We start from the raw sequence: 23,317 nt of genomic DNA, 5'->3' as shown, positions 1-23,317 counted from the left end.
AGGCTTTTTTTATGAAATATAGTACTTCATTGCATCATGGAGATATGAAAAGTTTTTTATTACCAGCGTTTCTTTTATTGCTGCTCATGCGTACGTCATATTTGGTTAGGGGTCAGGACTTTGAGTCTGCTTATATCGATTTGTTGAAAAACGAACTGCAAGCACTACCCTACAAGGACTTGAATGTGCCCTACTCACTATCGTACGATTCATCACAAATGGGGTATGTTTTCCAAGCCCCACAACTCTTTCTGGATTCTGCTTTACGTACTAGAATCGACAGAAACGTCAACGCGTTGCCTAGAACAACAGGGGCTTCATACAAAGGAACGATTCGTTTTGACGACTATACCAACGCTATCTTTATCCGCTCGGAGGTCGTTGGCGCTGCTTTGCTTATTAATGGCATGCATGTGATGGCAGAACCGCGAGGTGGAATGACACGTTTCATGAAACGGTGGGGAGGATTTTTAGACTCTTTGAAAAGAATCGATAAGTTTGAGGATAAAAATATAGGTCTTGATAGTTTCGTATATATGATTGTCGAAGTAAACGGATCTCTGGTTTGCGGGGACACTTCGGAGGCCGGACAGTTGCTTCAACAATTTATTCGAGGTGAAAAGCCCTGGGGGCCCGGTATCATGAGTGGACGACCTTTGGTACAGCATGTAGCGTTGCAGATACCGTCTTACGGCATGAATTATGATAAATTGAGGTATAAGCAACATGGAGGACTCCGTACACGTATACTTATAAATGGCGAAGAGAAAATAGTATGTTTTAGTTATGAGTTGCCTAGAGAGCAGGATGTCCGTACAATATTGTCTGTGGCGTATGAAAACCGTAGATATGTCGCGCCTGTTTTTCATAAAGGCCCTGTAAATGAATTGGAGCAGCTAGTCACGTTTTTGAGAGGAGAACAGATTGATATTTCTTATTATAACCCCTATATGGCCAATCGTGTGTATTTTTATATCATAGATGATTGAGTCACAATAAGTAGGGGCGGGCGGGTTGTCAAATTGACAGCCCGCCCCTACTTATACATTTTTAGAGCATAATGACCGATTCTATCTTTGAAACCTTCTTATAGTAATCAATTACATCGTCGGCATTGTTTACGAACGTTTCTACCGTGATGGACTTATATTTTCCGCCGGATGAGTCCTTTTCCGAAAACTTGGTGCTATCGTGCGTAAATAGCTGTTTTACTTCTTTTTCCGCGTTGTTTTTCGCCTTTATTATAAATTTGAAAGTATATATCGACGGAAACTGTTCAACGGAATTTAGCTTTGCGCGAAAATTATCGTAGAAGTCTGCTGCATTGTTGCCTTCGTCGTCCGGAAGGTCTTGGATATGGATATCATTGTTAAATTCGCTCATTATTATATTTTTTACCATACTTTATCAATAAGTGTACCACGCAGTATAAAAAAAATTAGTAGATTGGAATCCATTATGGCAGGTGAAAAACGGATTTCGATTAGCGATGTGGCGAAGGCCGTGGGTGTTTCTATTACCACGGTGTCTTTTATCCTGAATGGTAAGGCCAAGGAGAGAAGAATCAGCGAGGCGGTAAACAGACGTGTCCTAGACTATGTGAAACAAGTCGGGTATAAACCAAGCCGATCGATAAGGAAAGCGGGAGGGAAAGCGAAAGTGCTTGCATTCTTGTCTGAAAATATTGCAGACCCGTTTTTTTCGGAAGTCGGCAGACATATCGAAACATTGGCGGCCGAATTGGGGTATCAAGTTCTTTATTGCGATACCAGGAATGATGTGAATAGAGCCAATCAGTATATCCAACTGTGTATAGAAAAAGAAATTGAAGGGTTGATTGTGGTTCCGCCGGAGAATTTCGAAAAGACTGCCGAAAAAATGAAGCAACGTATCCCGATGGTAATGTTCGATCGGTATCTACCCACAGTTGAAACTAGTTATGTAGTTTCTGACAATCGGACGGGGGCTTACAACGCTACTAAATATCTATTGGAGCAAGGTAATAAGCGCATCGGGCTGGTTTCCTTATATTCCAGTCATACCCATATAAGAGGGCGGTTAGATGGTTATATGGAAGCTATGGATGAGTTTCGGATGCAATCTTTTATTAGAAAACTTAGTGCAGACAGTCCCGCGGCTGAAACAGCCATACAGATCGCGGAATTTTTAGTTGATAATAAATTAGACGCGGTGCTGTTTGCGACCCATTGTTTGGCTGTTGATGGTCTGTCCGGGATAAGAGAAAAGGATATAGTAATGCCGAGAATAGTAACGTTTGATGATCATGTCTTATTCAACCATTATAGGCCTGCCATTTCGGCAGTTGTTCAAGACGTGGAGCAATTGGCAAAAAAGCTCCTGGAAACCTTAGCCGCGGAAATCAAAGGAAAACCGGAAGCAATATCTAAAATAGTGGTTCCGTGCAAGTTGGAAGTTCGCGAATCGCTTATTTTTTAACAGGAACGAACTTCATGGATAACGAATTTACACAATGTCTCGTGTTTTTAGGGGTGAACCTTTCTCCTTCGAATACATGGCCAAGATGCGCATCACATTTTGCGCAGAGAATTTCCACGCGTCGCCCATCTGCATCGCGTACACGTTTTACCGCGCCGTCAATCTCATCATCAAAGCTAGGCCAGCCGCAATGCGATTCAAATTTGTCGCTTGAATGATATAAAGGCGCTTCACACCGCTTGCACACATATGTTCCTTCTTCTTTATTTTCAAGTAGATCGCCTGTAAAGGGTCTTTCAGTACCTTTGTGTACGATTACATATTCTTCTTCTGGTGTGAGTTTGTTGTATTTTGTGCTCTCATTCATGGTTATAAAAGTTGATGTTTGCTTTTTGTTTGTTTGTGTTACAGATGCGCGACTGCAAGCGTACGCTGCAACCAGTAATAACAATAAACATATTCGATAATCAAACATGGATACTAAGTTCGTCAACTTTCTTTAGAACTTTGTTGGGTATATGTCAAGAATTTCACTTTTTTAGCATCCCTAATGGTAAAATTGAAAGACGCGTTAAATGCTAATAAGCCCCTTTTTTACGCTGTTTTACCGAATTATTTAGAATGGTTTTAAATTGTTAATTTGCGTCATTAAATTGTCACTGATTGCTTAAATAGTTATACTTTTGTGCATTGTTTGGAGGGTTTAAACCACTTAGACGAGTATTTTAAAAAGTTTTATATCATAAATAAATAGTATAAAGTGCTAAATATGAGAAATATCTCATCCGTTTTGGGAAGACTTGCAAAGACAGTGTCAGTTGGAATGATGTTGTTGTTTGCCGTTACAATGGCGCATGCGCAGGATGTTAAAGAGGGCGAGACCCTTTTCAAATCGAAATGTACAACTTGTCACAGTGTGTCGAGGAACATGGTTGGTCCAGCGTTGGCGGGGATGTCGGAGAGACATTCCGAAGAGTGGTTACTTTCTTGGATTAAGAATTCGCAGGCGTTGATCGCTTCCGGTGATGAAACAGCTGTACAGCTTTTCGAAGATTGGAATAGGTTGGTAATGACATCTTTTACCGACTTATCTGATGACCAAATTAAGAGTATCATTGCTTATGTGGACGCCGAAGAGGCGAAAGCTGCAGAGGGCGGCGGTGATGCCGCTAGTGGTGGCGCTGGTTCGACGCAATCAAGTGATGCGAATACACTGATGATTCTTGGTCTAATTGCGATCGTGGTTTTGGTAATTGTTGTAATCGTTGTCCTAAATCGCGTAATCCGTACGTTAGAGAAAGTAATTGCTAGCAACCAGGCTGCAATCGAAGCAGCGCAAGCTGAAAACGAAGCATATGAAGAGGATCGTTTCGGTAAATTTGCTAGAGCTTTTATACGCAATAAGAAACTAGTCGGCTTTTCGGTGTTGATGTTGGTGGCATTTTTAGGGGTGTTGGGATGGAATACCATGTGGAACGTCGGTGTTCACGAAGGATACCAGCCTGTGCAGCCTATTAAGTTCTCTCATCAGATTCATGCGGGAGTTAATCAGATCGAGTGTCAGTATTGTCACGGGGGCGCATTTAAATCGAAAAATGCATCTATTCCTTCAGCTAATGTATGTATGAACTGTCATAACACAGTTACTGCTGCGGATCATTATGACGGCGAAACTTCGCCCGAAATTGCGAAAATATACAGAGCGTTGGATTATGATCCAGCTACAAGAGAGTATGGGGATAATCCGAAGCCTATTGAGTGGGTGAGGATTCATAACCTACCTGATTTTGCTTACTTTAATCACTCACAGCACGTGTCTGTGGCTGGTGTAGAGTGTCAGACATGTCACGGACCAATAGAAACAATGGAGGAGGTTTATCAGTACTCTCCTTTAACCATGAAATGGTGTGTGGACTGTCACAAAACAACAGAAGTGAATGCTGATAATGCTTACTATGATCAGTTGATCGAAGCACATGAGAAATTGAAGAAAGGTGAGAAAATGACCGCCGCTATGATCGGTGGTTTAGAGTGTGGTAAGTGTCATTATTAATAATAATTAATTTAGAAATACGCAATCTTATATACAGCTTAAATGGATAGCAATAAAAAATATTGGAAAGGTTTGGAAGAATTGCAACAAACGCCTGCGTTCGTAGAGAACAATAAGGGGGAGTTTGCTGAGCCTATTCCTGTAGAAGATGTATTAAATGAAGCAGGTTTAAGCACGAGGACACCCCGTCGTGACTTTTTGAAAGCTTTGGGATTCGGTTTAGGGGCTGTAACATTGGCGGCATGTAATCGTACGCCTGTGCATAAAGCAGTTCCATATGTAATTAAACCAGAGGAGGTGACGCCGGGTATCCCGAACTTTTACGCTTCTTCTTTTAATGGTCAGAGTGTATTGGTGAGAACCCGTGAAGGGCGTCCAATCTCTCTTACTGCAAACCCTAATTCAATCGGTCTCAACCAAGGTACGGACGCAATTACTTCAGCTGTAGTTTTGGATCTGTACGATATGTCTAAATTGCAAAACCCGCAGTTAGAAGGTAAGGACGTAGATTGGTCTACTTTAGATAAAACAGTAATAGACGCTTTAGATAAGGCTGCGGCAGCAGGAAAGCAAATTGCGATAGTATCTAATACGGTGAATAGCCCAACCGCTTTGGCTGCTATAGCTACATTTACAGCCAAATATCCGACAGCTGTACACGTACAGGTTGATGCTGTATCATATAGTGGTATCATAGAGGCTAACAGAGCAAGTTTTGGAAATGCGGTTATACCGTCTTATCACTTTGCGAACGCAAATGTAGTGGTTTCGGTCGCTGCAGACTTTTTAGGTTCTTGGTTGGCAGGTGAAGAGCATACGCAAGATTATATTCGAAACCGAGATTATAAATCGTTAAAGAATGGTAAGATGTCGCGTCATATTCAGTTTGAGTCAGGTTTGAGTATGACCGGTTCTAACGCGGATGTGCGTATTGCTATAAAACCTTCTGAAGAGGGCGCTGTGTTAGTTTCTTTGTACAATGCGATTACCGGACAGTCGTTGGCTGGAGGTGTTTCTAACAAAAAGGCACAAACAGCGATTACTTTAGCCGCGAAAGAGCTGACTAATAATAGAGGTAATGCTGTGGTTGTCGCAGGCTCTAACGATGTCAATATCCAACTTTTAGCTAACGCAATTAACAGTGCGTTGGGTGCTTACGGAGCGATTATCGACCTAGATAACTATTCTAAACAATTCCAAGGTTCTGATGCTGCATTCCAGCAATTCTTATCAACAGCTGCTGCGGGGCAGGTAGGTGCAGCGTTCTTCTTAAACAGTAATCCGGTTTATGATTACGTTAAAGCGAATGATGTAACCAATGCACTTTCAAAGATTGATTTCACCCTTTCTTTTGCTGATCGGGCTGATGAGACTGCATCTACATTGAAAGCAATTGCTCCGACCTCTAGCTTTTTAGAGTCGTGGGGAGATGCATCTGCAAAAGAAGGTTATTTTACGATTGTTCAGCCTACTATCAACCCTGTTTTCAATACGCGTCAGGCGGAGCAGAGTTTATTAGTATGGGCGGGTGACAATACAAATATTTACGATTTCGTAAGAAAGAATTGGGAGGATAATATTCTTGCTGGTACGGGCAAGTCGTGGAATGAGGTCTTGCAAGTAGGTTTTATCTACAAAGGTTCGTCGGTAGGGTCTTCCTATACAGCGAATGTTGACGTGAACGCGGTAGCAAATGCTATCGGTACAACTTCAAAAACTATCGTCGGAGATTTCGAATTGAAATTATACGAATCGACAGTAATGCGCGATGGCCGTTACGCGAACAACGCGTTTTTGCAAGAGTTACCTGATCCTGTATCTAAGGTGACTTGGGATAACTATGCGGCATTGAACCCGCGTGATGCAGAGAAACTCGGTTTAGGAGAAAACGGTAAAGTGACGGTGGAGGCTAACGGCTATTCTGTAGAATTACCCGTGGTGTTACAGCCAGGTCAAGCTTTAGGCACGGTTTCCGTTGCTGTTGGTTATGGTCGCACGAAAGTGGGTAAAGCAGGTAATAATGTAGGACAGAATGCTTATCCATTTGCCCGTCTAGTTAATGGCAGCGTTCAGTTTGAAGCAAAGGCGAATGTTACAAAAGCTAGTGGTACCTACGAGTTAGCACAAACACAAACGCACCATACTATCGAAGGTAGGAACATTATTCGTGAAACGACGTTTGCGAAATATTTGAAAGACCCGAACTCTGAATCAGGACGTTTTGCAGATTCTCATAAGACGTATGACTTATGGAATAAATTTGAATCTCCAGGCCACAAATGGGTGATGGCAATCGACTTGAACGCGTGTACGGGATGTGGTTCTTGTATCGTGGCCTGTAGTGTAGAAAATAACGTTCCTGTTGTAGGTAGGGATGAGGTTCGTCGCCGTCGTGAGATGCACTGGTTGCGTATTGACCGTTACTACACGTTGGAGACGGAAGGAGGCAGATTGACGAAGGAAAAGGAAATTGCCCAGGCATCGGACTACGATTATGAAGATGTGACTGTTGTTCACCAGCCTATGTTGTGTCAGCACTGTGACCATGCCCCTTGTGAAACGGTATGCCCGGTACTAGCTACCGTACACTCGTCGGAAGGACTTAACCACATGGCGTACAACCGCTGTTTCGGTACACGTTATTGTGCAAACAACTGTCCGTATAAAGTACGTCGCTTCAACTGGTTCAACTACTGGAATGATTCTCGTTTTGATAACTATTTGAACAACGAATTTACGCAGTTGGTGCTGAATCCGGATGTGACTACACGCTCGCGTGGGGTTATGGAGAAATGTTCGATGTGTATCCAACGTATTCAGGGCGGTAAGTTACAAGCGAAGATGGAGAATCGCAAGTTAAGAGACGGCGATGTAAAAATGGCTTGTCAAGAGGCTTGTTCGGCAAATGCTATCATCTTTGGTGATGTTAATGATCCGGAATCAGAGGTTTCAAAAGCTTTACGTAACGAACGTGTATACTATGTGTTGGAAGAAATCAACGTTCAGCCTAACATTGGTTATATGACGAAAGTTAGAAACACATTTGAAGCGTAATTTTATTCTAATCTGAAATAAAACAACTATGTCATCGCATAACGAATCAATATTAAGAGAACCATTAGTAACCGGCAAGAATATCACTTATGCTAAAGTGACAGATGATATCTTGCTTCCGGTTGAAAATAAACCTAACAAAGCTTGGTGGATCGGTTTTATTGTAGCCGCTCTAGGGGCAATGTTGTGGGTAGTGAGTGTCGGCTACACCTTTTGGACGGGTATCGGCGCTTGGGGTCTGAATAAAACGGTAGGTTGGGCATGGGATATCACCGACTTCGTATGGTGGGTAGGTATCGGTCACGCCGGAACGTTGATTTCAGCCGTATTGTTACTTTTCCGTCAGAACTGGCGTAACTCCATTAACCGCTCCGCGGAGGCGATGACCATTTTCGCCGTTATTTGTGCGGCTACTTATGTTGTCGCACACATGGGACGGCCCTGGTTGGCATACTGGATCTTCCCATTGCCAAACCAGTTTGGATCTCTGTGGGTAAACTTTAACTCGCCATTGGTATGGGATGCGTTTGCGATCTCTACTTATTTCACGGTGTCGCTAGTGTTCTGGTATTGTGGTCTTTTGCCCGATATTGCGTCTGTACGTGACCGTGCTACAGGTCTTAAACAAAAAGTTTATAAAGTCCTATCATTCGGATGGAATGGTTCGGTTAAGACTTGGCAGCGCTTTGAAATCGTTTCTTTGATTTTGGCAGGTATTTCTACACCACTCGTGCTTTCCGTACACACAATTGTATCGATGGACTTCGCTACTTCCGTGATTCCGGGATGGCATACCACTATTTTCCCGCCGTATTTTGTCGCGGGAGCGATTTTCTCTGGCTTTGCGATGGTTCAGACACTCTTGCTGATTCTTCGTAAGGTGATGAACTTTGAGAACTATATTACCATGTTTCATATCGAAGCGATGAATAAAATCATTATGGTAACTGGTTCTATCGTGGGTATCGCTTATTTAACAGAGTTGTTTATCGCATGGTATTCTGGCTCCGAATATGAGATGTATGCTTTTGCAAATCGTATCGCGGGTCCCTATGCTTGGGCATACTGGGCCATGATGACTTGTAACGTAATCTCCCCGCAATTGTTCTGGTTTAAAAAGATTCGTACAAGTATTCCGATTTCTTGGGTATTGTCCATCGTGGTAAACATTGGAATGTGGTTTGAGCGTTTCGTTATCATTGTAACCTCGTTACACCGTGATTACCTGCCTTCTTCATGGGCAATGTTCTATCCTACATGGGTTGATGTAGGTATCTTTGTCGGTTCGATCGGTTTGTTCTTCACGTTGTTCTTGCTATTCTTGCGGTTCTTACCGGGTATTGCTATTGCAGAGGTTAAGTTGTTATTGAAGTCAGCGAGTTTACAGCAAAAGACCAAATTAGCACAAGAGGGCGCGTTTCCAGATGAACAAGTTAAGTTCTTCCAAGATTCTTTAGAGAAATATGATTCAGTTTCTGAGGAAGATATTAAGGCATTAGACGTTAGAAAATAATAAGCAATGAGCAATACGAAATATATATTAGGTAGTTTTGCCGATCCCGATGACATGATGCACGGTATCGACAAGTTACAGGCAAACAATATCAACATATATGATTGTTTCACGCCGATGCCTATTCACGGAATTGAGGCCAAGTTAGGCGTAAAACCATCTCGTTTACCTATCGCTGCGTTTTGTTTTGGCGCTTTGGGTACCTGTTTGGGATTCAGTTTGTTGTATTATACTATGGCGCATGATTGGCCGATGAATATCGGCGGGAAGCCATCCTTACCATTGCCAAACTTTGTGCCGGTAACGTTTGAGGTAACAATTTTGCTCTGTGCCTTGGGTATGGTGGCAACTTTCTTCTACCGTAACCACTTATTTCCTGGACGTTCGCCTCGGGTGATGGACTTGAGGGCTTCAGATGATCGTTTTATTATTGCAATAGATGCTCATGAAAACACAGACCACGCGCTAATCGAGTCTTTATTGAATGATGCTGGTGCGGTTGAAGTTAAATACAATGAAAGAAAATATGTTAGCTATGAATAAGAAGAATTTTCTTGGATCTGTATGCGCTGCATTTGCTTTGGCGGCGGTAGTTTCCAGCTGTGGCGATGGAAAGACGCGTAGTACAGGATGGGAATTCTCCAGAAATATGTATGATCCGATTGCTTACAATCCGGATCAACCTAATAACAATTTTAAAAATGGAATTACTGCACAGTTACCGCCGGAGAATACAACTCCAATAGGTTTTGAGCGGTTTGAGTTTGATAATTCGATAGAAGAATATGAGCGTGCAGGTAGAGAATTGTCTAATCCGTTAGCAATTACAGAGGCAAACTTAGCCAAAGGAGACGCCTTGTATCACACCTATTGTGCTGTATGTCATGGTAAAGACGGAAAAGGGGATGGTCCGATAACGCAAGACCGTTCGGTAGAGGATTCGCGTGGATCTCGTCAGTTGGAGAACTTTCCTCCCCCACCATCTTATCAGAAATCAGACGGCGCGAATTCTTCACGCGGTGGGGCGATGAGTGAATTGACAGCTGGTAAAATATACCATACGATTTATTATGGTCATAACTCCATGGGGTCTCATGCTTCACAGCTGTCGCCGGAGGAACGTTGGCAGGTTGTCATGTACGTACAGGAATTACAAAAAAAATAATCTAACATCAATATAGTAAATGGGAACTCACAATCATCATCACGATTATAATTTCGGCGAAAGATTTCAATTCGCTGGTATCGCTAAGATACTCAGCTTGGTTGGAATTGCTGTAGGGGTTGTAGCCGTTGCTTTCGGCCTTCTATCAAGTGACCATATTATGGTTGAACGTACATACGCTAACCTATTATTGATGGGTTATTATTTCACTTGTGTATGTGCTGCGGGGGCATTTTTCTTAGCGTTGCAATTTGTTACGCAATCGGGTTGGTCAGCTGGTTTGATCCGTATTCCGCAGGCAATGGCTAGCGTACTGCCAATAGCAGCAATTATCTTGCTTGTTATTGTTGGTTTAGGATTGTTTACACATAATTTATATCACCATTGGCATGCTGATGGATTAATGGATGAAAATAGTCCAAACTATGACGCATTGGTAGCTGGTAAACAAGCGTTTTTGAATGTCCCTGGATTTCTGATCCGTCAGATTCTGTTCATGGGCTCATATAGTATCTTCGCTTTTATTTTGGCTAAGTTGTCTTACAAAGAGGATTTAGAGGGGGGATTGAACTCGTATAAGAAAAGCTTTAAATTGTCCGCACTTTTCTTAGTTATATTTGGTTTTACAACGCCTATCTGGTCTTTCGATACGGTAATGTCCTTAGAAGCACACTGGTTCTCTACCATGTTTGGCTGGTATAACTTCGCTGCCATGTGGGTCAGTGGATTGGCTGCGATTATTATTATTTTAGTATTGGTAAGAAAGGCTGGTTACCTAGCGTGGGTAAATGAAAACCATTTGCATGATTTAGGTAAGTTGTTATTTGGTTTCTCCATTTTTTGGACATATGTTTGGTTTGCTCAGTTTATGCTGATATGGTATTCTAACATTCCAGAGGAGACCGTATATTTTTACAAGAGATGGGAACCGGAGTACAAGCCTTGGTTCTGGTTGAATGTTATTATTAACTTTCTAGCGCCGTTGTTGCTTTTGATGGATCGTGATGTGAAGCGCAAGGAGGGGATGATGTTATTTGTAGCCATCTTGTTGTTGTGCGGACACTGGTTAGATTATTATATTATGATTATGCCAGGAACCGTCGAGAATCATCGTGGATTTGGGTTTATTGAGATCGGAACTGCTATCGGTTTTGTTGGCCTGTTTACATTTCTCGTAATGAGCAAATTAAGTAAACATGCGTTAGCGCCAAAGAATCATCCATTCTTGGAAGAAAGTTTACATCATCAGATATAGTTTCTAATCATTGCATAATAATACGTTTAAACGTTTTAATAAGAAATGAAATTTAAAATTAATAACAGATTCAGAGCCGTGTTGGGATGCTTACTAGCTGTAGGATTGTTGTTCTCTACACCAAGTTTTGCATTTCAGCAAGATTCATTAGCCCAGGATACTGCTGTCTCAGCAGCTAGTGATACAGTTGAAGAGGGACAGGCTGATACAGCCGCGACAGCGACGACAGCAGACACAACAGGTACGGCAGAAGGAGGAGAGGCTACGGCCGCGACAGCAACATCGAAATCATCATCGTCTTCGGCGATGGCAGTTGATGAAGGACCTCAGATAGACCCACAGGTTTATAAAAATATGACGTACTACATTCTTTTATTCTTAATTCTGTGTACGGTTGTGGCAGTTGTTGGTAAGGTATTATCCATTTACGAGCTTACCCGTAAAATGAATGGAAGATATAATCCGTTTGCGAATAATACTTTTCAAGCAGTCCTGATGGTTATATTCCTAGTAGCTTTTCTAGGGTTTGTATACTATGGATATGCGGTTTGGGGCGACTGGGCATGGCGTTCGGCTGTTACAGAGCATGGTGAGCGTATAGATACGATGTTTATCATAACCACGGTGATCATCACTATTGTACTAGTATTGGTACACATCTTGTTATTGACGTTTCCGTATATCTATCGTATGCGCAAGGGCACGAAAGCCTATTATTATCCACATAATGATACAATAGAAAAGATTTGGACAATTGTACCCGCTATTGTGTTGACGGTCTTGGTATTGTTCGGTTTCTTTACTTGGAGATCGATTACCAACGTTCCTGAAGAATTACAGAAATCTGCAATTCAGGTGGAGGTTTTAGGGGAACAATTTCAATGGCAAGTTCGTTATCCTGGTGCTGATGGTGTAATAGGCAAGCGTAACTATAAGTTGACTACGCCTATGAACTCGTACGGTATCGATTTCAATGATAAGCATGCTTGGGATGATATCCAAGCATCGGACATTGTCATCCCTGTAAATAAATCAGTACGTTTCCATATTATTTCGAAAGATATTATTCACTCGTTTTATATTCCTGATTTCCGCGTGCAAATAAATGCCGTTCCGGGCATGACCAACTACTTCCAGTTTACTCCAACGATGACTACGGAAGATATGCGTGAAAAAATGGACGATCCGAAGTATGATTTTATTATGCTTTGTAATAAGATATGTGGATCAGGTCACTACAACATGCAGAAGAAAGTTATAGTAGTTACCGAGGAAGAATATAAAGAATGGTTGAGTACGCAGAACAAGTATTTTACGGAAGATTTGCAGAAGGAATTTGCTACGGCAAATGCTGAAGATTCGAAAGAACTCACTACAGCTTCATTAAATTAATATTGAGCGCTCTTCGGCCATTGAAGAAAAAATAAATAGAGAAATTTTAAACGAATATGTCAAGTACAGTTATATCGCACGGCGCAGCGCATCATGACGCACATGATCATCATCAGGAGACCTTCTTAACGAAGTATATCTTCAGTCAGGATCACAAGATGATTGCGAAACAATTTTTGATCACAGGTATTGTGATGGCAGTCTTCGCTATGGTGCTTTCTATCTTATTCCGTATCCAATTAGCTTGGCCGGATACAGATTTTCCAATTTTAGAAGTCTTTTTGGGCAAATGGGCCGAAGGCGGACGGATGAAACCTGAATTTTTCCTATCATTGGTAACCATTCACGGTACCATGATGGTATTCTTTGTACTGACAGCTGGTTTGTCAGGTACATTCAGTAACCTATTGATTCCATATCAATTGGGCGCACGCGATATGGCGTCGCCGTTAATGAATATGTTATCTTATTGGTTCTTCTTTACGGCATGTGTTATTATGGTAGCCTCTTTCTTTGTTGAAAGTGGACCTGCTTCTGCCGGATGGACCATTTATCCGCCATTATCATCGGTGCCGACGTCCATTCCTGGCTCTGGTTTGGGGATGACGTTGTGGCTAGTTAGTATGACCTTGTTTATCGCTTCTCAGGTATTGGGTGGTGTAAACTATATTAGTACCGTATTGAATATGCGTACAAAAGGGATGGATCTTTGGAAAATGCCATTAACAATTTGGGCTTTTTTCCTGACAGCTATTGTTGGTTTGTTGTCTTTCCCTGTATTGGTGTCAGCGGTTGTTCTTTTATTCTTTGACCGTTCAGTGGGTACATCTTTCTATCTGTCGGACTTAGTGGTTCAAGGTGAGATTTTACCAAATGAAGGCGGGTCGCCGATTTTATTCCAGCACTTATTCTGGTTCTTAGGCCACCCAGAGGTATACATCGTAGTGATGCCCGCATTGGGTCTGACTTCCGAAATTATCTCTACAAATTCTCGAAAACCAATCTTTGGATACCATGCGATGGTGTACTCTTTGGTTGGTATTACAGTTTTGTCGTTTATCGTTTGGGGACACCATATGTTTGTAACCGGTATGAATCCTTTCTTAGGAGGCGTATTTATGATTACGACGTTGATTATAGCGGTGCCGTCTGCCGTGAAGGCCTTTAATTATATTGCCACATTATGGCGCGGTAATATACGCTTTACCCCAGCAATGATGTTCGCTATTGGAATGGTTTCATTCTTTGTATCGGGTGGTCTGACAGGTCTATATTTGGGTAACGCTGCATTAGATATTAACTTACATGATACCTATTTTGTGGTGGCTCACTTCCACTTGGTAATGGGATCAGCGTCTATTTTCGGTATGTTAGCGGGTGTCTATCATTGGTATCCAAAAATGTTTGGACGTATGATGGATACGAAATTGGGCTATCTTCATTTCTGGCTTACATTTATTGGAGCTTACCTAGTGTTCTTTCCAATGCACTTTATGGGAATAGATGGCGTACCTCGTCGGTACTATACCTTTACAGCATTCCCTTTTATGGATAAATGGATTTCCGTGAACTTGTTGATTACTTGGGCTGCTATTGTAGCTGGTTTAGCGCAGGTGGCTTTCTTGTGGAACTTTTTTGCTTCGATTTGGAAAGGCAAGAAAGCAACACAAAACCCTTGGAATTCTAATACGTTGGAATGGACTACGCCGGTAGAGCATATTCATGGAAACTGGCCGGGCGAAATTCCTACTGTTTATCGTTGGCCTTACGATTATAGTAAGCCAGGGCATGATACGGATTTCATCCCGCAGACTGTTCCGTTTTCTGAAACAATGAGCTCAAATTTGCCGCATGATTTTGAGGGAAATGAAGAGGCTATTCGTATTCAGGAAGAGTGGAACAAAGCAAATAATAGAGAGGTTAAAGAAGGATAGAAGGCCTTATAAAAAGAGAGAAGAGGTGTGTGATGTATCCTGCTACAGAGAAACGGTTCATTAGGGCAAATAGAATTACAATTCTTGTTTTGTTCCTTGTTATTACAGCAGGGGGAATCGTTAGGAGCACAGGATCTGGGATGGGATGTCCGGATTGGCCGAAATGTTTTAATCGGATAATTCCTCCTACACACGTTTCGCAGCTACCAGAAGGGTACGAGAAACAATATATTGAAGGGCGAGCAAAAAAAAATCAACGTTTTGCGAGAATAGTCGCGTTCTTCGGTTATCCGGATATGGCTGATAAGATACGCCACGATGAGACTATCCTGCAGCACGAGGAGTTTAATGCGGCAAAAACCTGGACAGAGTATATTAACCGACTGGTTGGTGTCGTTGTTGGCTTTTGCTTGTTATTTTCTGCGGTGTTCTCGTTTACCTACTCTAAAAGTAAGCCATCTATTGTATGGTGGAGCGTTCTGAATGTTTTTGTGGTAATTATCCAAGCTTGGTTGGGGTCCATCGTGGTTTCTACGAACTTGATGCCTTGGATTATTACCGTACACATGCTTTTGGCACTGGTTATTGTAGCAATTAGTATATATACATTTTATCTAGCTACAACGATGCGGAATACAAGCATCTTGATTAACCATCGCTTTGATTTGTTGAAAGGGATAGCGATATTCCTGTTGGTATCGACGGTGGTGCAAGTAGTGTATGGAACCGGGGTTAGAGAAGCAATTGACCATTTAAATGATCAGGGTGTTCCTCGTCACGAATGGATATCCCGATTAGGGGCGTCTTACGATTTACATCGTACACTGGCCTATATATCATTGGGAACGACCATAGTGCTGTTCTTTCTGGTAAAAAATAAATTTAGTTCATTGACATTACAAAGTAAGTACGCTTGGATTGTACTGATCTTGGTTGGAATTCAGATGATATCCGGGATTGTTTTAGCTCGTTTTAATGTGCCTGCGATAGCACAAACAACACATTTGGTTATTGCTAGCTTGTTTTTTGGCGCCTTGTATTATTTGATGCTTTTAATGACAAAATTAAAACGATAGTATGGGCGAAGTTGCAGACATTTGTGGTCTAAATGCATATTTGTTCATTTTTTAGACGAGGATAAAATTTTCATGAAGCAATTCATCTCCGATTTCAATAAATTAGTTAAACTTAGGCTGACGCTTACGGTCGTGTTTTCAGCTTCTATTGCATTTTTAATTGGAGCTAAGCAACAGGGCGATATTATCTGGATAAATTGGTTGATCTTAACAATCGGCGGATTTTTAATTACAGGTTCAGCGAATGGTTTTAATGAAATTATTGAGCGGGATCTTGATAAGTTGATGAAGCGGACCGAAGATAGACCATTACCGGCGGGCAGAATGACTACAGGACAGGCATTGGTGTTAAGTTTGTTTATGGGGATTTTTGGAACCTTATTATTAGTCGAACTTAATTTCTTAGCGGGGCTGTTATCGGTTTTCGCTATTATTCTGTACGCCTTCGTGTATACACCATTAAAACAGAAATCGCCTATTGCTGTTTTTGTAGGTGCGTTTCCCGGGGCATTACCACCATTGATCGGTTATTACGCTGCCTTTAAATCAGCAGGGTTTGGGTTTGAATATGCGGCAGTTAGTGAAGCGGCGATTGTCATTACACCGTGGGTATTGTTTTTAATTCAATTTTTTTGGCAGTTTCCGCATTTTTGGGCGATAGCTTGGGTTGCAGACGAAGATTACAAACGCGCGGGGTTTAGGCTATTACCGACGACAAAGAAAGACACAATTTCAGCTTGGATGATTTTTATCTCAGCGGTTTTGATGATTCCGGTAGGCATACTGCCTTTATATTATGGTTTCGGTGGTTGGGCATTTACAGTTATATCGCTGTTTGGCGGGTTGTTGTTTGCTTACTATGGTTTTAAGCACATAAAAGAGATGACCGATGCTACGGCAAGAAAAGTGATGTTTACGTCATTCATTTATTTACCGTTGACGCAGTTGGTTTTGTTATTTGATTTTATTCCTTTAAAATAGATGGAGCATACGGAGGATTATACAACAGAAGAGTTGATTCAGTCAAGGAAGGCTAAGAAGTTTAACCTTTGGCTGGGTATGATTGGCATGTTTATGATGTTCGCTGCATTATCCAGTGGATTCATCGTGTATACGGCTAGCGGAGTGGATAAGGGGATCAAGACAATTTTGCCCGACACGTTTATATATAGTACCATTGTTATTTTGGTAAGTAGCTTAACGCTACACTTCGCTTATCGCGCAACCAAACGTGAACAAATAGGTAAACAAAAGCTGTATCTGCTGCTCACTATTGCACTGGGCATTGCGTTTTTTGTATTGCAGACGGATGCATGGTCAGTATTGGCGGATAGAGGTATTTATTTTGTAAATAATAATGCATCACAATCATTTATTTATGTGTTTACAGGGATGCATTTGGCACATATTATTGCGGGTTTGATCGTGTTGGTAAGATGTTTATGGGGAGCTATGAAGCCAATCCCATTTCCGGAGAACCAATTCCGCATGAATTTAGCCGGTATTTTTTGGCATTTTCTCGATCTTTTGTGGATTTATATTTATGTTTTCTTACTTTTGAATCAATAATAGTAAAAAATGAGTACAACAACTGTATCGCAATTGGATAAGGTAAAAGACGGCCCTTGGAGTGGTGGCAAGTCACCTTGGAATTTGGAGTATGGAAAAATCATGATGTGGTTTTTCTTGGTGTCGGACGCCTTTACGTTTTCTGCATTTTTGATTTACTATGGTGCGCAAAAATTTGCCCAGCCGACGTGGATCGATGCAGATAAAGTGTTCCAATCTATTCCTGGCATAGCTGAATCTGGACAACCTCTGGTGTTTGTGGGTATTATGACCTTTATTTTGATTATGTCTTCAGTAACCATGGTTTTAGCCGTTGACGCGGGACATCGGAATAGGAAAGACGAGGTTGTGAAATGGATGTTGTGGACGATTTTGGGTGGTTTGGCCTTTGTTGGTTGTCAAGCTATTGAGTGGACGCACTTACATCACCAGGGTTTTTGGTTTGGAAGAAATCCAGCCACAGGTTTAGAGGGTGAAGCGGTAGCGGAAGCATTGGCACCTTATTTTACAAGGGATATATCCTACACGGCAGCCTTACAGTTCTCTAATCTCTTTTTCACGATTACAGGTTTTCACGGGTTCCACGTATCTATAGGGATTTTGCTTAATATCATCATTTTGAGCATGACGCTGAATAACACATTCGAAAGAAGAGGCACGTACCTTATGGTAGAAAAGGTAGGTCTTTATTGGCACTTTGTGGATTTGGTATGGGTATTCGTGTTTACGTTCTTCTATTTGATTTAATCGATTTAAAAACTTAATATTTAACAAGGATATGTCTAATCATAACGAAAATATAGCTGCTGCCCACGACCATCACGACCATGGTGGTATGGATAAAAAGGGAATTTGGAAAGTATTCTTTATCCTCTTGGCCTTGACAGCACTCGAATTTTTAATTGCCTTAGGTTTTGTACACCATTGGGGCGTACTTCAAAAAGGAATGTTCGTCAATGTTATTTACATTGCGTTGACGTTGCTAAAAGCGTATTACATCGTTGCCTATTTCATGCACTTGAAATTTGAAAAATCAGGTTTTATCGTCTGTGTGAGTATTGGCTTTATATTCATCGTGTATTTTATTGTACTGATGTTAATTGAGGGAGATTACCTATTGTATCATTTACAGGACCATCCATTATTTCCCAATAACTAGTTAAATGAAGAGAGGGCTGAATGAGTAAGCGCACTCAAAGAAATAGATCAACAATAATTATCCTGGCATTAATCTTACTTGTGCCAGGATTTTTATATATAGCCGTTAATAGATTTGGCTTTAATGAATATGCGTCACTACCTGTTTTCGGAGATAAGGAATTGAGTGGTGAAATGAAGCGTAACTGGGGTAGAGAGTATCCGGATACGATTTTTCATACCGCAAACCGTATTTATTTTGAAGACGCGGCTGGTGAAAAAATTGCTTTTCCTGCGGGTGATACTTGTATTAGTGTCGCTCATCTCTTTTACACTCGAGATGCTGCTTTTTCACGTTTGATGCTTGACCACGTGGATATGTTAGCAGTACGTTTTCAAGAAAATCCGATGGTAAAGTTCTTCTCTATTTCGGTAGACAGTACGGATACTCGAGCTGATCTGGAGGCCTTTGCCGATCGATATAGGAATATAGAAGCGAAGCATTGGAACTTAGTAAGTAATCCTACTGTGGATATCTTTGGTTATGCGCAGGAGCAATTGCTAATCGATGCCATGCCCGATCCAGCTGATTCGACTCGTTTTTTGATCAGTAACCAGCTCGTGTTATTGGACGCTAAAAGCCGTATTCGAGGTTTTTATGATATCAGTCTAAAGGGAGAAATAGATCGACTGGAAGACGAGATAAAATTGCTTGCGGTGGAGGAAATTCGGAATAAATCACTAAAAATAGAAAAAGCGAAATAGGTACGTATGATTACAGCAGAAGAGAAAAAGTATAAGAAATGGATTGTGGCGCTGTCTATCGTAATCCCCCTGGTGGTGGCGGCTTTGTTTGGCGTTAATCTACGTAGGATGGGGCTCGATGTTGAACCGTTGACTTTTTTGCCACCTATTTATGCGACGATTAACGGGTTGACGGCTATATTGTTGGTTGTGGCCGTAGCCGCTATCAAACGAGGTAATCAAAGATTGCACGAGAACTTGATTAAAGCGTGTATGGCTTGCTCAGCCGCTTTTCTTGTCATGTATGTAGCCTATCACATGACCTCCGAGTCCACGTCCTACGGTGGCGAAGGTACTATACGTTATGTATACTTTTTTATTTTGATTACCCACATTGTCTTGTCGGTGATTATTATTCCCTTTGTGCTCTTTACTTTTGTACGCGGTATTGCTGGCGCGTACGAGCGACACAGGAGACTAGCACGTATTACTTACCCCATGTGGTTATACGTCGCGGTAACAGGTGTGATTGTCTATTTAATGATTTCGCCGTACTATAGTTAATCTAACTTACAATAGTTATGCAAAGAGTCTGGATATACCAAAGCAATCGTTTCTTCGAGACGGAAGAGGTGCAGAAAATCGAACAAATCTTAGAAGAATTTGTGCAGCAATGGACTGCGCATGGTAGTCAACTGGCCGGTTCATATGAGATCCGTTACAGTTTATTCATCATATTAAAGGTGGATGAAGAGAAAGCGATGGTTACTGGGTGTTCCATTGATAAGTCAGTTCATCTCCTGAAAAAGATAGAGCAAGAACTCGGCATTTCTCTATTTGATCGGTTGCAGCTCGCCTACCGCAGAGAGGCTAATGCACCTATTCAAGTGGTTTCCCAAGAGAATTTTAGAGAGTTGTTGCGGACGGGCGAGATTGATCACGACAGGGTGGTTGTTTTCAACAATATGATAACCTCAGTGCAGGAGCTAGATATGAAATGGGAAGTGCCAATGAAAGATAGTTGGCACGGCAAGGTTTTTTTATAACATGCTATGGTCACCACGTGATCGCTTGATGATCGTTATATTTATTTTTGGGGCAATCCGTTACGGTTGCCCCAATGCTTTACAGCGCTACTTGTATCAATTTCGGACCGGCGTTTTTGATCTCTTCGCTTGCTTCCGCCTTATATTGATCGAAATTTTGAATGAAAAGCTCGGCCAGACTTTGGGCTTGTCGGTCATATGCTAACTTGTTTTCCCACGTATTTCTTGGATTAAGAATTCCAGTAGGGACACTAGGACACGCTTCAGGTATAAGGATTCCAAAATACGGGTGGGGTCTAAACGTCTGAAGGGCGAATTCTTCCTGGATGGCTGCCTGTACCATAGCGCGTGTATACTGTAAACTGATCCTCTTTCCCGCTGGATAGGCTCCTCCGGTCCAGCCCGTGTTAACCAACCAAACCCTAACTTCTGGATTCTCCTTTAACTTTTCTCCCATTAGTTCTGCATAAACCGTCGGGTGGAGCGGCAAAAAAACTTTTCCAAAGCATGCAGAAAATGTAGGTTGTGGTTCGCGGATGCCGACTTCTGTCCCAGCAACCTTGGCCGTATATCCAGATAGAAAGTGGTACATTGCCTGTGCAGGCGTCAGCTTTGAAATAGGTGGTAGGACGCCGAAAGCATCACAAGTCAGAAAAAAGATGTTCTTCGGCGTGTTTCCTATAGAATGTTTCTTGGCGTTTTTTATATGATAAATAGGATATGCTGCCCGTGTATTCTCGGTAAGATCGGCATTGCTGTAATCCACAGTAGAAGTCCCATCTTTAAAGCTTACGTTTTCTAAGAGTGCCGGATGTTTTATCGCCGCATGTATCTGCGGCTCTTTATCGGCGCTTAGATCGATGCATTTGGCATAGCAGCCTCCTTCGAAATTAAATACCGCGCGATCTGTCCAGCCGTGTTCGTCATCACCGATTAATTTACGGCTCGCATCGGCCGATAATGTTGTCTTGCCTGTACCGCTCAAGCCGAAAAATAGCGCGATGTCGCCCTGTTCACCTTCATTTGCAGAGCAGTGCATCGGGAGTACACCGTGTTGGTGTGGTAACACGAAGTTTAACACAGAAAATATACCTTTCTTCATTTCGCCGGTGTAGGCAGATCCGCCGATCAGAATCATTTTTTTGGCAAAATTAATAATAGTAAAATTTTCTTGCCGTGTGCCATCGATGTCGGGATCTGCTAGAAATTCTGGTACTTGAAAGATAACCCATTCTGGTTTGTAGTTGTCCATTTCGCGATCTGAAGGTCGCAGGAAAAGATGATGACAGAACAGGTTTGCCCAGGGAGTCGTATTGATTACGGTGACGCTGAGTCGATAGGAGGGGTCTGCTCCTGCATAGCAATTACGCATCCAAATTTCGCGGCCTCGAATAAAAGTATTCATCTTACTTAGAAGCTTGTCAAAGACTTCGGTAGCGATAGGAATGTTAATTCCGCCCCAGTCAACCGTATCGGAGGTTATCTCATCACGGACGATAAAGCGGTCCTTGGGTGAGCGGCCTGTGAATTTTCCCGTTTGAATACATAATGCGCCTGTGTCATTAAGTTTTCCTTGTCCACGCGTCAACGTCTGCTGGACTAAGGTTTTTGCATCTTGATTAAGATAAACATTTGAAGAAGAGGTGTCTACCATCACCATAATAATCATTATTTAGTTTTACGGAACTAAGGTATGGAGAATATCTAGAGAAAAAAGAGATAGAATAATTTTCGCGAAAAAACGAACAAAATAGATTAATTTTTATCATTTGCGCATTGAAAAGCGAACTTCAGCGAAATTGAAACTAGCGTATTGGGAATTTAATGTAAATGTATAAATGTCAAAATCGAAATATAAATCTGTTCTAATGGGTGGATTGTAAAATTTTCTTCGTTTTTTATGGCGTGTATTTATTTTTGTAGCGGCGAGCCCTGCTTATTTTTAACTGTACCTTATCCAAGTCCTTTCTTGATTTATTTTCAGTGTAATTTCTTTCCCCATAATAAGACTATGGTTGTTGTCGATATGGCCAGCGGGAAAATCAAAGCAAACGGGAAAATCGTATTCGGCAACTTTATCCATGATTATTTCTTCGAACCGTTGACCGAAGGAAGGGCTGCTGTCTTTTAGTGACGTAAAGCTTCCTACAATTAAGCCGTTTAGCCTAGCAAATTTATTTGCTCTTTTAAGGGTCCATAACATTCGGTCGATGTTATAGTGCTGTTCGCCAACGTCCTCGATAAAAAGGATCTTATTATCATAGAGGCCGTCAGAGGGGGAGGCCAGCATACTGTGGAGGATGGCGAGATTTCCGCCTATCAATTGGCCGGAGCCTTCTCCTGAACGGTTAGGAAATGTACATTGGGTATATTGACCATCCATGCCATGTCCAAAAAGTGCACACTTTAGCGAAGTTAGTGCGTCTTTGGTACTTTCATCGAATGATTTTGGCATTTGACCATGTATGCTACATACGCCGACCTGATGATGGAGATGAGCGTGTAGCACGGTAATGTCGCTGAAGCCGACAATCCACTTTGGATGCCTTTTAAACTTCCTGAAGTCTAGCTGATCTATAATCCGAACCGTACCATATCCTCCGCGAGCGGCGAAAACAGCCTTAATTTCTGGGTTGTCGAGCGCCGCTTGTAAGTCTTGTCTTCGCACCTCGTCTGTTCCTGCAAATTGATGGAACCTAGTAGTCACACTGGTGCCAACTTCCACCTGAAGTCCCCAATCACTAAAGATTTTTAGCGCTATATCAATGTTACCTTTGATATAGCTCGCTGGGCAAATGATAGCGACTTTGTCTCCTTCTTTAAGAAATTCTGGTGTTTTCATATCAAACCTTTATTATTATACGCGCAATTTGAGTTATCTTTGTCAAAGAAACAAGTATTTGTTTTTTTTCATTGCTATTG

22 protein-coding genes are annotated in these 23,317 nt (G+C 41.8%); 18 read left to right on the top strand and 4 right to left on the bottom strand.

Annotated elements, in window-relative coordinates; translation table 11 throughout:
• Window positions 1–44 precede the first annotated feature (44 nt).
• Window positions 45–989: a hypothetical protein gene (locus C5745_RS00320; protein ID WP_133166258.1), complete on the top strand. Its 945-nt coding sequence runs from the start codon at window positions 45–47 to the stop codon at window positions 987–989.
• Between the two features lie 61 nt (window positions 990–1,050).
• Here C5745_RS00320 and C5745_RS00315 read toward each other — a convergent pair whose 3' ends face one another.
• The gene (locus C5745_RS00315) at window positions 1,051–1,383 is read right to left on the bottom strand and encodes a DUF493 domain-containing protein (RefSeq protein WP_165792978.1); all 333 of its coding nucleotides are present in this window, start codon (window positions 1,381–1,383) and stop codon (window positions 1,051–1,053) included.
• A 75-nt stretch (window positions 1,384–1,458) separates the two neighbouring features.
• Between C5745_RS00315 and C5745_RS00310 the strand changes: the two genes are divergently transcribed.
• Entirely contained in the window at window positions 1,459–2,457 is a 999-nt protein-coding gene (locus C5745_RS00310) for a LacI family DNA-binding transcriptional regulator (RefSeq protein WP_165792977.1), read from the top strand.
• Here C5745_RS00310 and C5745_RS00305 read toward each other — a convergent pair.
• On the bottom strand, window positions 2,447–2,932 hold the full coding sequence (locus C5745_RS00305) for a methionine-R-sulfoxide reductase (protein WP_105714966.1): 486 nt from the start codon (window positions 2,930–2,932) through the stop codon (window positions 2,447–2,449). The two genes, C5745_RS00310 and C5745_RS00305, sit on opposite strands and share 11 nt — an antisense overlap.
• Before the next feature lie 294 nt (window positions 2,933–3,226).
• Here C5745_RS00305 and C5745_RS00300 point away from each other — a divergent pair, with 294 nt between their 5' ends.
• The 16 genes from C5745_RS00300 (at window position 3,227) to C5745_RS00225 (ending at window position 20,395) form a co-directional block, all read left to right on the top strand.
• Window positions 3,227–4,510, top strand: coding sequence for a cytochrome c3 family protein (locus tag C5745_RS00300; RefSeq protein ID WP_105714965.1), 1,284 nt, complete (start codon window positions 3,227–3,229; stop codon window positions 4,508–4,510).
• Window positions 4,511–4,552: 42 nt separating this feature from the next.
• The gene (locus tag C5745_RS00295; RefSeq protein ID WP_105714964.1) at window positions 4,553–7,564 is read left to right on the top strand and encodes a TAT-variant-translocated molybdopterin oxidoreductase; all 3,012 of its coding nucleotides are present in this window, start codon (window positions 4,553–4,555) and stop codon (window positions 7,562–7,564) included.
• Between the two features lie 28 nt (window positions 7,565–7,592).
• A complete protein-coding gene (nrfD, locus tag C5745_RS00290; protein ID WP_105714963.1) occupies window positions 7,593–9,077 on the top strand; it encodes an NrfD/PsrC family molybdoenzyme membrane anchor subunit in 1,485 nt (494 codons plus the stop codon).
• Window positions 9,078–9,083: 6 nt separating this feature from the next.
• Window positions 9,084–9,620, top strand: a complete 537-nt coding sequence (locus C5745_RS00285) for a DUF3341 domain-containing protein (protein ID WP_105714962.1) — start codon at window positions 9,084–9,086, stop codon at window positions 9,618–9,620.
• The gene (locus C5745_RS00280) at window positions 9,613–10,242 is read left to right on the top strand and encodes a c-type cytochrome (RefSeq protein WP_317046823.1); all 630 of its coding nucleotides are present in this window, start codon (window positions 9,613–9,615) and stop codon (window positions 10,240–10,242) included. Before C5745_RS00285 ends, C5745_RS00280 begins: the two co-directional genes overlap by 8 nt.
• A gap of 19 nt (window positions 10,243–10,261) precedes the next feature.
• Window positions 10,262–11,497 (top strand): quinol:cytochrome C oxidoreductase, encoded by a 1,236-nt coding sequence (locus C5745_RS00275; RefSeq protein WP_105714960.1) that lies wholly within the window; start codon window positions 10,262–10,264, stop codon window positions 11,495–11,497.
• 45 nt (window positions 11,498–11,542) lie between these two features.
• The gene (locus tag C5745_RS00270) at window positions 11,543–12,889 is read left to right on the top strand and encodes a cytochrome c oxidase subunit II (protein ID WP_243403193.1); all 1,347 of its coding nucleotides are present in this window, start codon (window positions 11,543–11,545) and stop codon (window positions 12,887–12,889) included.
• Window positions 12,890–12,945: 56 nt separating this feature from the next.
• Window positions 12,946–14,823: a cytochrome c oxidase subunit I gene (locus tag C5745_RS00265; RefSeq protein WP_207795668.1), complete on the top strand. Its 1,878-nt coding sequence runs from the start codon at window positions 12,946–12,948 to the stop codon at window positions 14,821–14,823.
• A 32-nt stretch (window positions 14,824–14,855) separates the two neighbouring features.
• Window positions 14,856–15,899 (top strand): COX15/CtaA family protein, encoded by a 1,044-nt coding sequence (locus C5745_RS00260; RefSeq protein ID WP_105714959.1) that lies wholly within the window; start codon window positions 14,856–14,858, stop codon window positions 15,897–15,899.
• A 72-nt stretch (window positions 15,900–15,971) separates the two neighbouring features.
• The gene (gene cyoE, locus C5745_RS00255; protein WP_105714958.1) at window positions 15,972–16,880 is read left to right on the top strand and encodes a heme o synthase; all 909 of its coding nucleotides are present in this window, start codon (window positions 15,972–15,974) and stop codon (window positions 16,878–16,880) included.
• Entirely contained in the window at window positions 16,881–17,468 is a 588-nt protein-coding gene (locus C5745_RS00250) for a cytochrome c oxidase subunit 3 (RefSeq protein WP_105714957.1), read from the top strand.
• 9 nt (window positions 17,469–17,477) lie between these two features.
• On the top strand, window positions 17,478–18,215 hold the full coding sequence (locus tag C5745_RS00245) for a cytochrome c oxidase subunit 3 (RefSeq protein WP_105714956.1): 738 nt from the start codon (window positions 17,478–17,480) through the stop codon (window positions 18,213–18,215).
• 31 nt (window positions 18,216–18,246) lie between these two features.
• On the top strand, window positions 18,247–18,627 hold the full coding sequence (locus C5745_RS00240) for a cytochrome C oxidase subunit IV family protein (protein WP_105714955.1): 381 nt from the start codon (window positions 18,247–18,249) through the stop codon (window positions 18,625–18,627).
• A gap of 80 nt (window positions 18,628–18,707) precedes the next feature.
• Window positions 18,708–19,370: an SCO family protein gene (locus C5745_RS00235; protein WP_243403191.1), complete on the top strand. Its 663-nt coding sequence runs from the start codon at window positions 18,708–18,710 to the stop codon at window positions 19,368–19,370.
• 6 nt (window positions 19,371–19,376) lie between these two features.
• Window positions 19,377–19,913 carry a DUF420 domain-containing protein gene (locus tag C5745_RS00230; protein WP_105714953.1) on the top strand — a complete coding sequence of 179 codons (537 nt, stop codon included), beginning with the start codon at window positions 19,377–19,379 and terminating at the stop codon, window positions 19,911–19,913.
• 17 nt (window positions 19,914–19,930) lie between these two features.
• Window positions 19,931–20,395, top strand: a complete 465-nt coding sequence (locus C5745_RS00225; RefSeq protein ID WP_105714952.1) for an ABC transporter ATPase — start codon at window positions 19,931–19,933, stop codon at window positions 20,393–20,395.
• 79 nt (window positions 20,396–20,474) lie between these two features.
• On the opposite strand, the gene pckA is transcribed toward C5745_RS00225, so the two are convergent.
• Both pckA and C5745_RS00215 read right to left on the bottom strand, forming a co-directional pair.
• Window positions 20,475–22,064 (bottom strand): phosphoenolpyruvate carboxykinase (ATP), encoded by a 1,590-nt coding sequence (gene pckA, locus C5745_RS00220; protein WP_105714951.1) that lies wholly within the window; start codon window positions 22,062–22,064, stop codon window positions 20,475–20,477.
• Window positions 22,065–22,337: 273 nt separating this feature from the next.
• Window positions 22,338–23,237, bottom strand: a complete 900-nt coding sequence (locus tag C5745_RS00215) for a S66 peptidase family protein (protein ID WP_105714950.1) — start codon at window positions 23,235–23,237, stop codon at window positions 22,338–22,340.
• Between the last annotated feature and the right edge of the window lie 80 nt (window positions 23,238–23,317).

The sequence above is a fragment of the Sphingobacterium haloxyli genome, assembly GCF_002980525.1.
Taxonomy (GTDB): domain Bacteria; phylum Bacteroidota; class Bacteroidia; order Sphingobacteriales; family Sphingobacteriaceae; genus Sphingobacterium; species Sphingobacterium haloxyli.
This window is presented reverse-complemented; position numbering and strand designations above follow the sequence as displayed.

Bases quoted from the DNA above. Each gene is read 5' to 3' on its own strand.
- C5745_RS00320 (WP_133166258.1), top strand. From the start codon at position 45: ATGAAAAGTTTTTTATTACCAGCGTTTCTTTTATTGCTGCTCATGCGT.
- C5745_RS00315 (WP_165792978.1), bottom strand. From the start codon at position 1,383: ATGAGCGAATTTAACAATGATATCCATATCCAAGACCTTCCGGACGAC.
- C5745_RS00310 (WP_165792977.1), top strand. From the start codon at position 1,459: ATGGCAGGTGAAAAACGGATTTCGATTAGCGATGTGGCGAAGGCCGTG.
- C5745_RS00305 (WP_105714966.1), bottom strand. From the start codon at position 2,932: ATGTTTGATTATCGAATATGTTTATTGTTATTACTGGTTGCAGCGTAC.
- C5745_RS00300 (WP_105714965.1), top strand. From the start codon at position 3,227: ATGAGAAATATCTCATCCGTTTTGGGAAGACTTGCAAAGACAGTGTCA.
- C5745_RS00295 (WP_105714964.1), top strand. From the start codon at position 4,553: ATGGATAGCAATAAAAAATATTGGAAAGGTTTGGAAGAATTGCAACAA.
- nrfD (WP_105714963.1), top strand. From the start codon at position 7,593: ATGTCATCGCATAACGAATCAATATTAAGAGAACCATTAGTAACCGGC.
- C5745_RS00285 (WP_105714962.1), top strand. From the start codon at position 9,084: ATGAGCAATACGAAATATATATTAGGTAGTTTTGCCGATCCCGATGAC.
- C5745_RS00280 (WP_317046823.1), top strand. From the start codon at position 9,613: ATGAATAAGAAGAATTTTCTTGGATCTGTATGCGCTGCATTTGCTTTG.
- C5745_RS00275 (WP_105714960.1), top strand. From the start codon at position 10,262: ATGGGAACTCACAATCATCATCACGATTATAATTTCGGCGAAAGATTT.
- C5745_RS00270 (WP_243403193.1), top strand. From the start codon at position 11,543: ATGAAATTTAAAATTAATAACAGATTCAGAGCCGTGTTGGGATGCTTA.
- C5745_RS00265 (WP_207795668.1), top strand. From the start codon at position 12,946: ATGTCAAGTACAGTTATATCGCACGGCGCAGCGCATCATGACGCACAT.
- C5745_RS00260 (WP_105714959.1), top strand. From the start codon at position 14,856: ATGTATCCTGCTACAGAGAAACGGTTCATTAGGGCAAATAGAATTACA.
- cyoE (WP_105714958.1), top strand. From the start codon at position 15,972: ATGAAGCAATTCATCTCCGATTTCAATAAATTAGTTAAACTTAGGCTG.
- C5745_RS00250 (WP_105714957.1), top strand. From the start codon at position 16,881: ATGGAGCATACGGAGGATTATACAACAGAAGAGTTGATTCAGTCAAGG.
- C5745_RS00245 (WP_105714956.1), top strand. From the start codon at position 17,478: ATGAGTACAACAACTGTATCGCAATTGGATAAGGTAAAAGACGGCCCT.
- C5745_RS00240 (WP_105714955.1), top strand. From the start codon at position 18,247: ATGTCTAATCATAACGAAAATATAGCTGCTGCCCACGACCATCACGAC.
- C5745_RS00230 (WP_105714953.1), top strand. From the start codon at position 19,377: ATGATTACAGCAGAAGAGAAAAAGTATAAGAAATGGATTGTGGCGCTG.
- C5745_RS00225 (WP_105714952.1), top strand. From the start codon at position 19,931: ATGCAAAGAGTCTGGATATACCAAAGCAATCGTTTCTTCGAGACGGAA.
- pckA (WP_105714951.1), bottom strand. From the start codon at position 22,064: ATGATTATTATGGTGATGGTAGACACCTCTTCTTCAAATGTTTATCTT.
- C5745_RS00215 (WP_105714950.1), bottom strand. From the start codon at position 23,237: ATGAAAACACCAGAATTTCTTAAAGAAGGAGACAAAGTCGCTATCATT.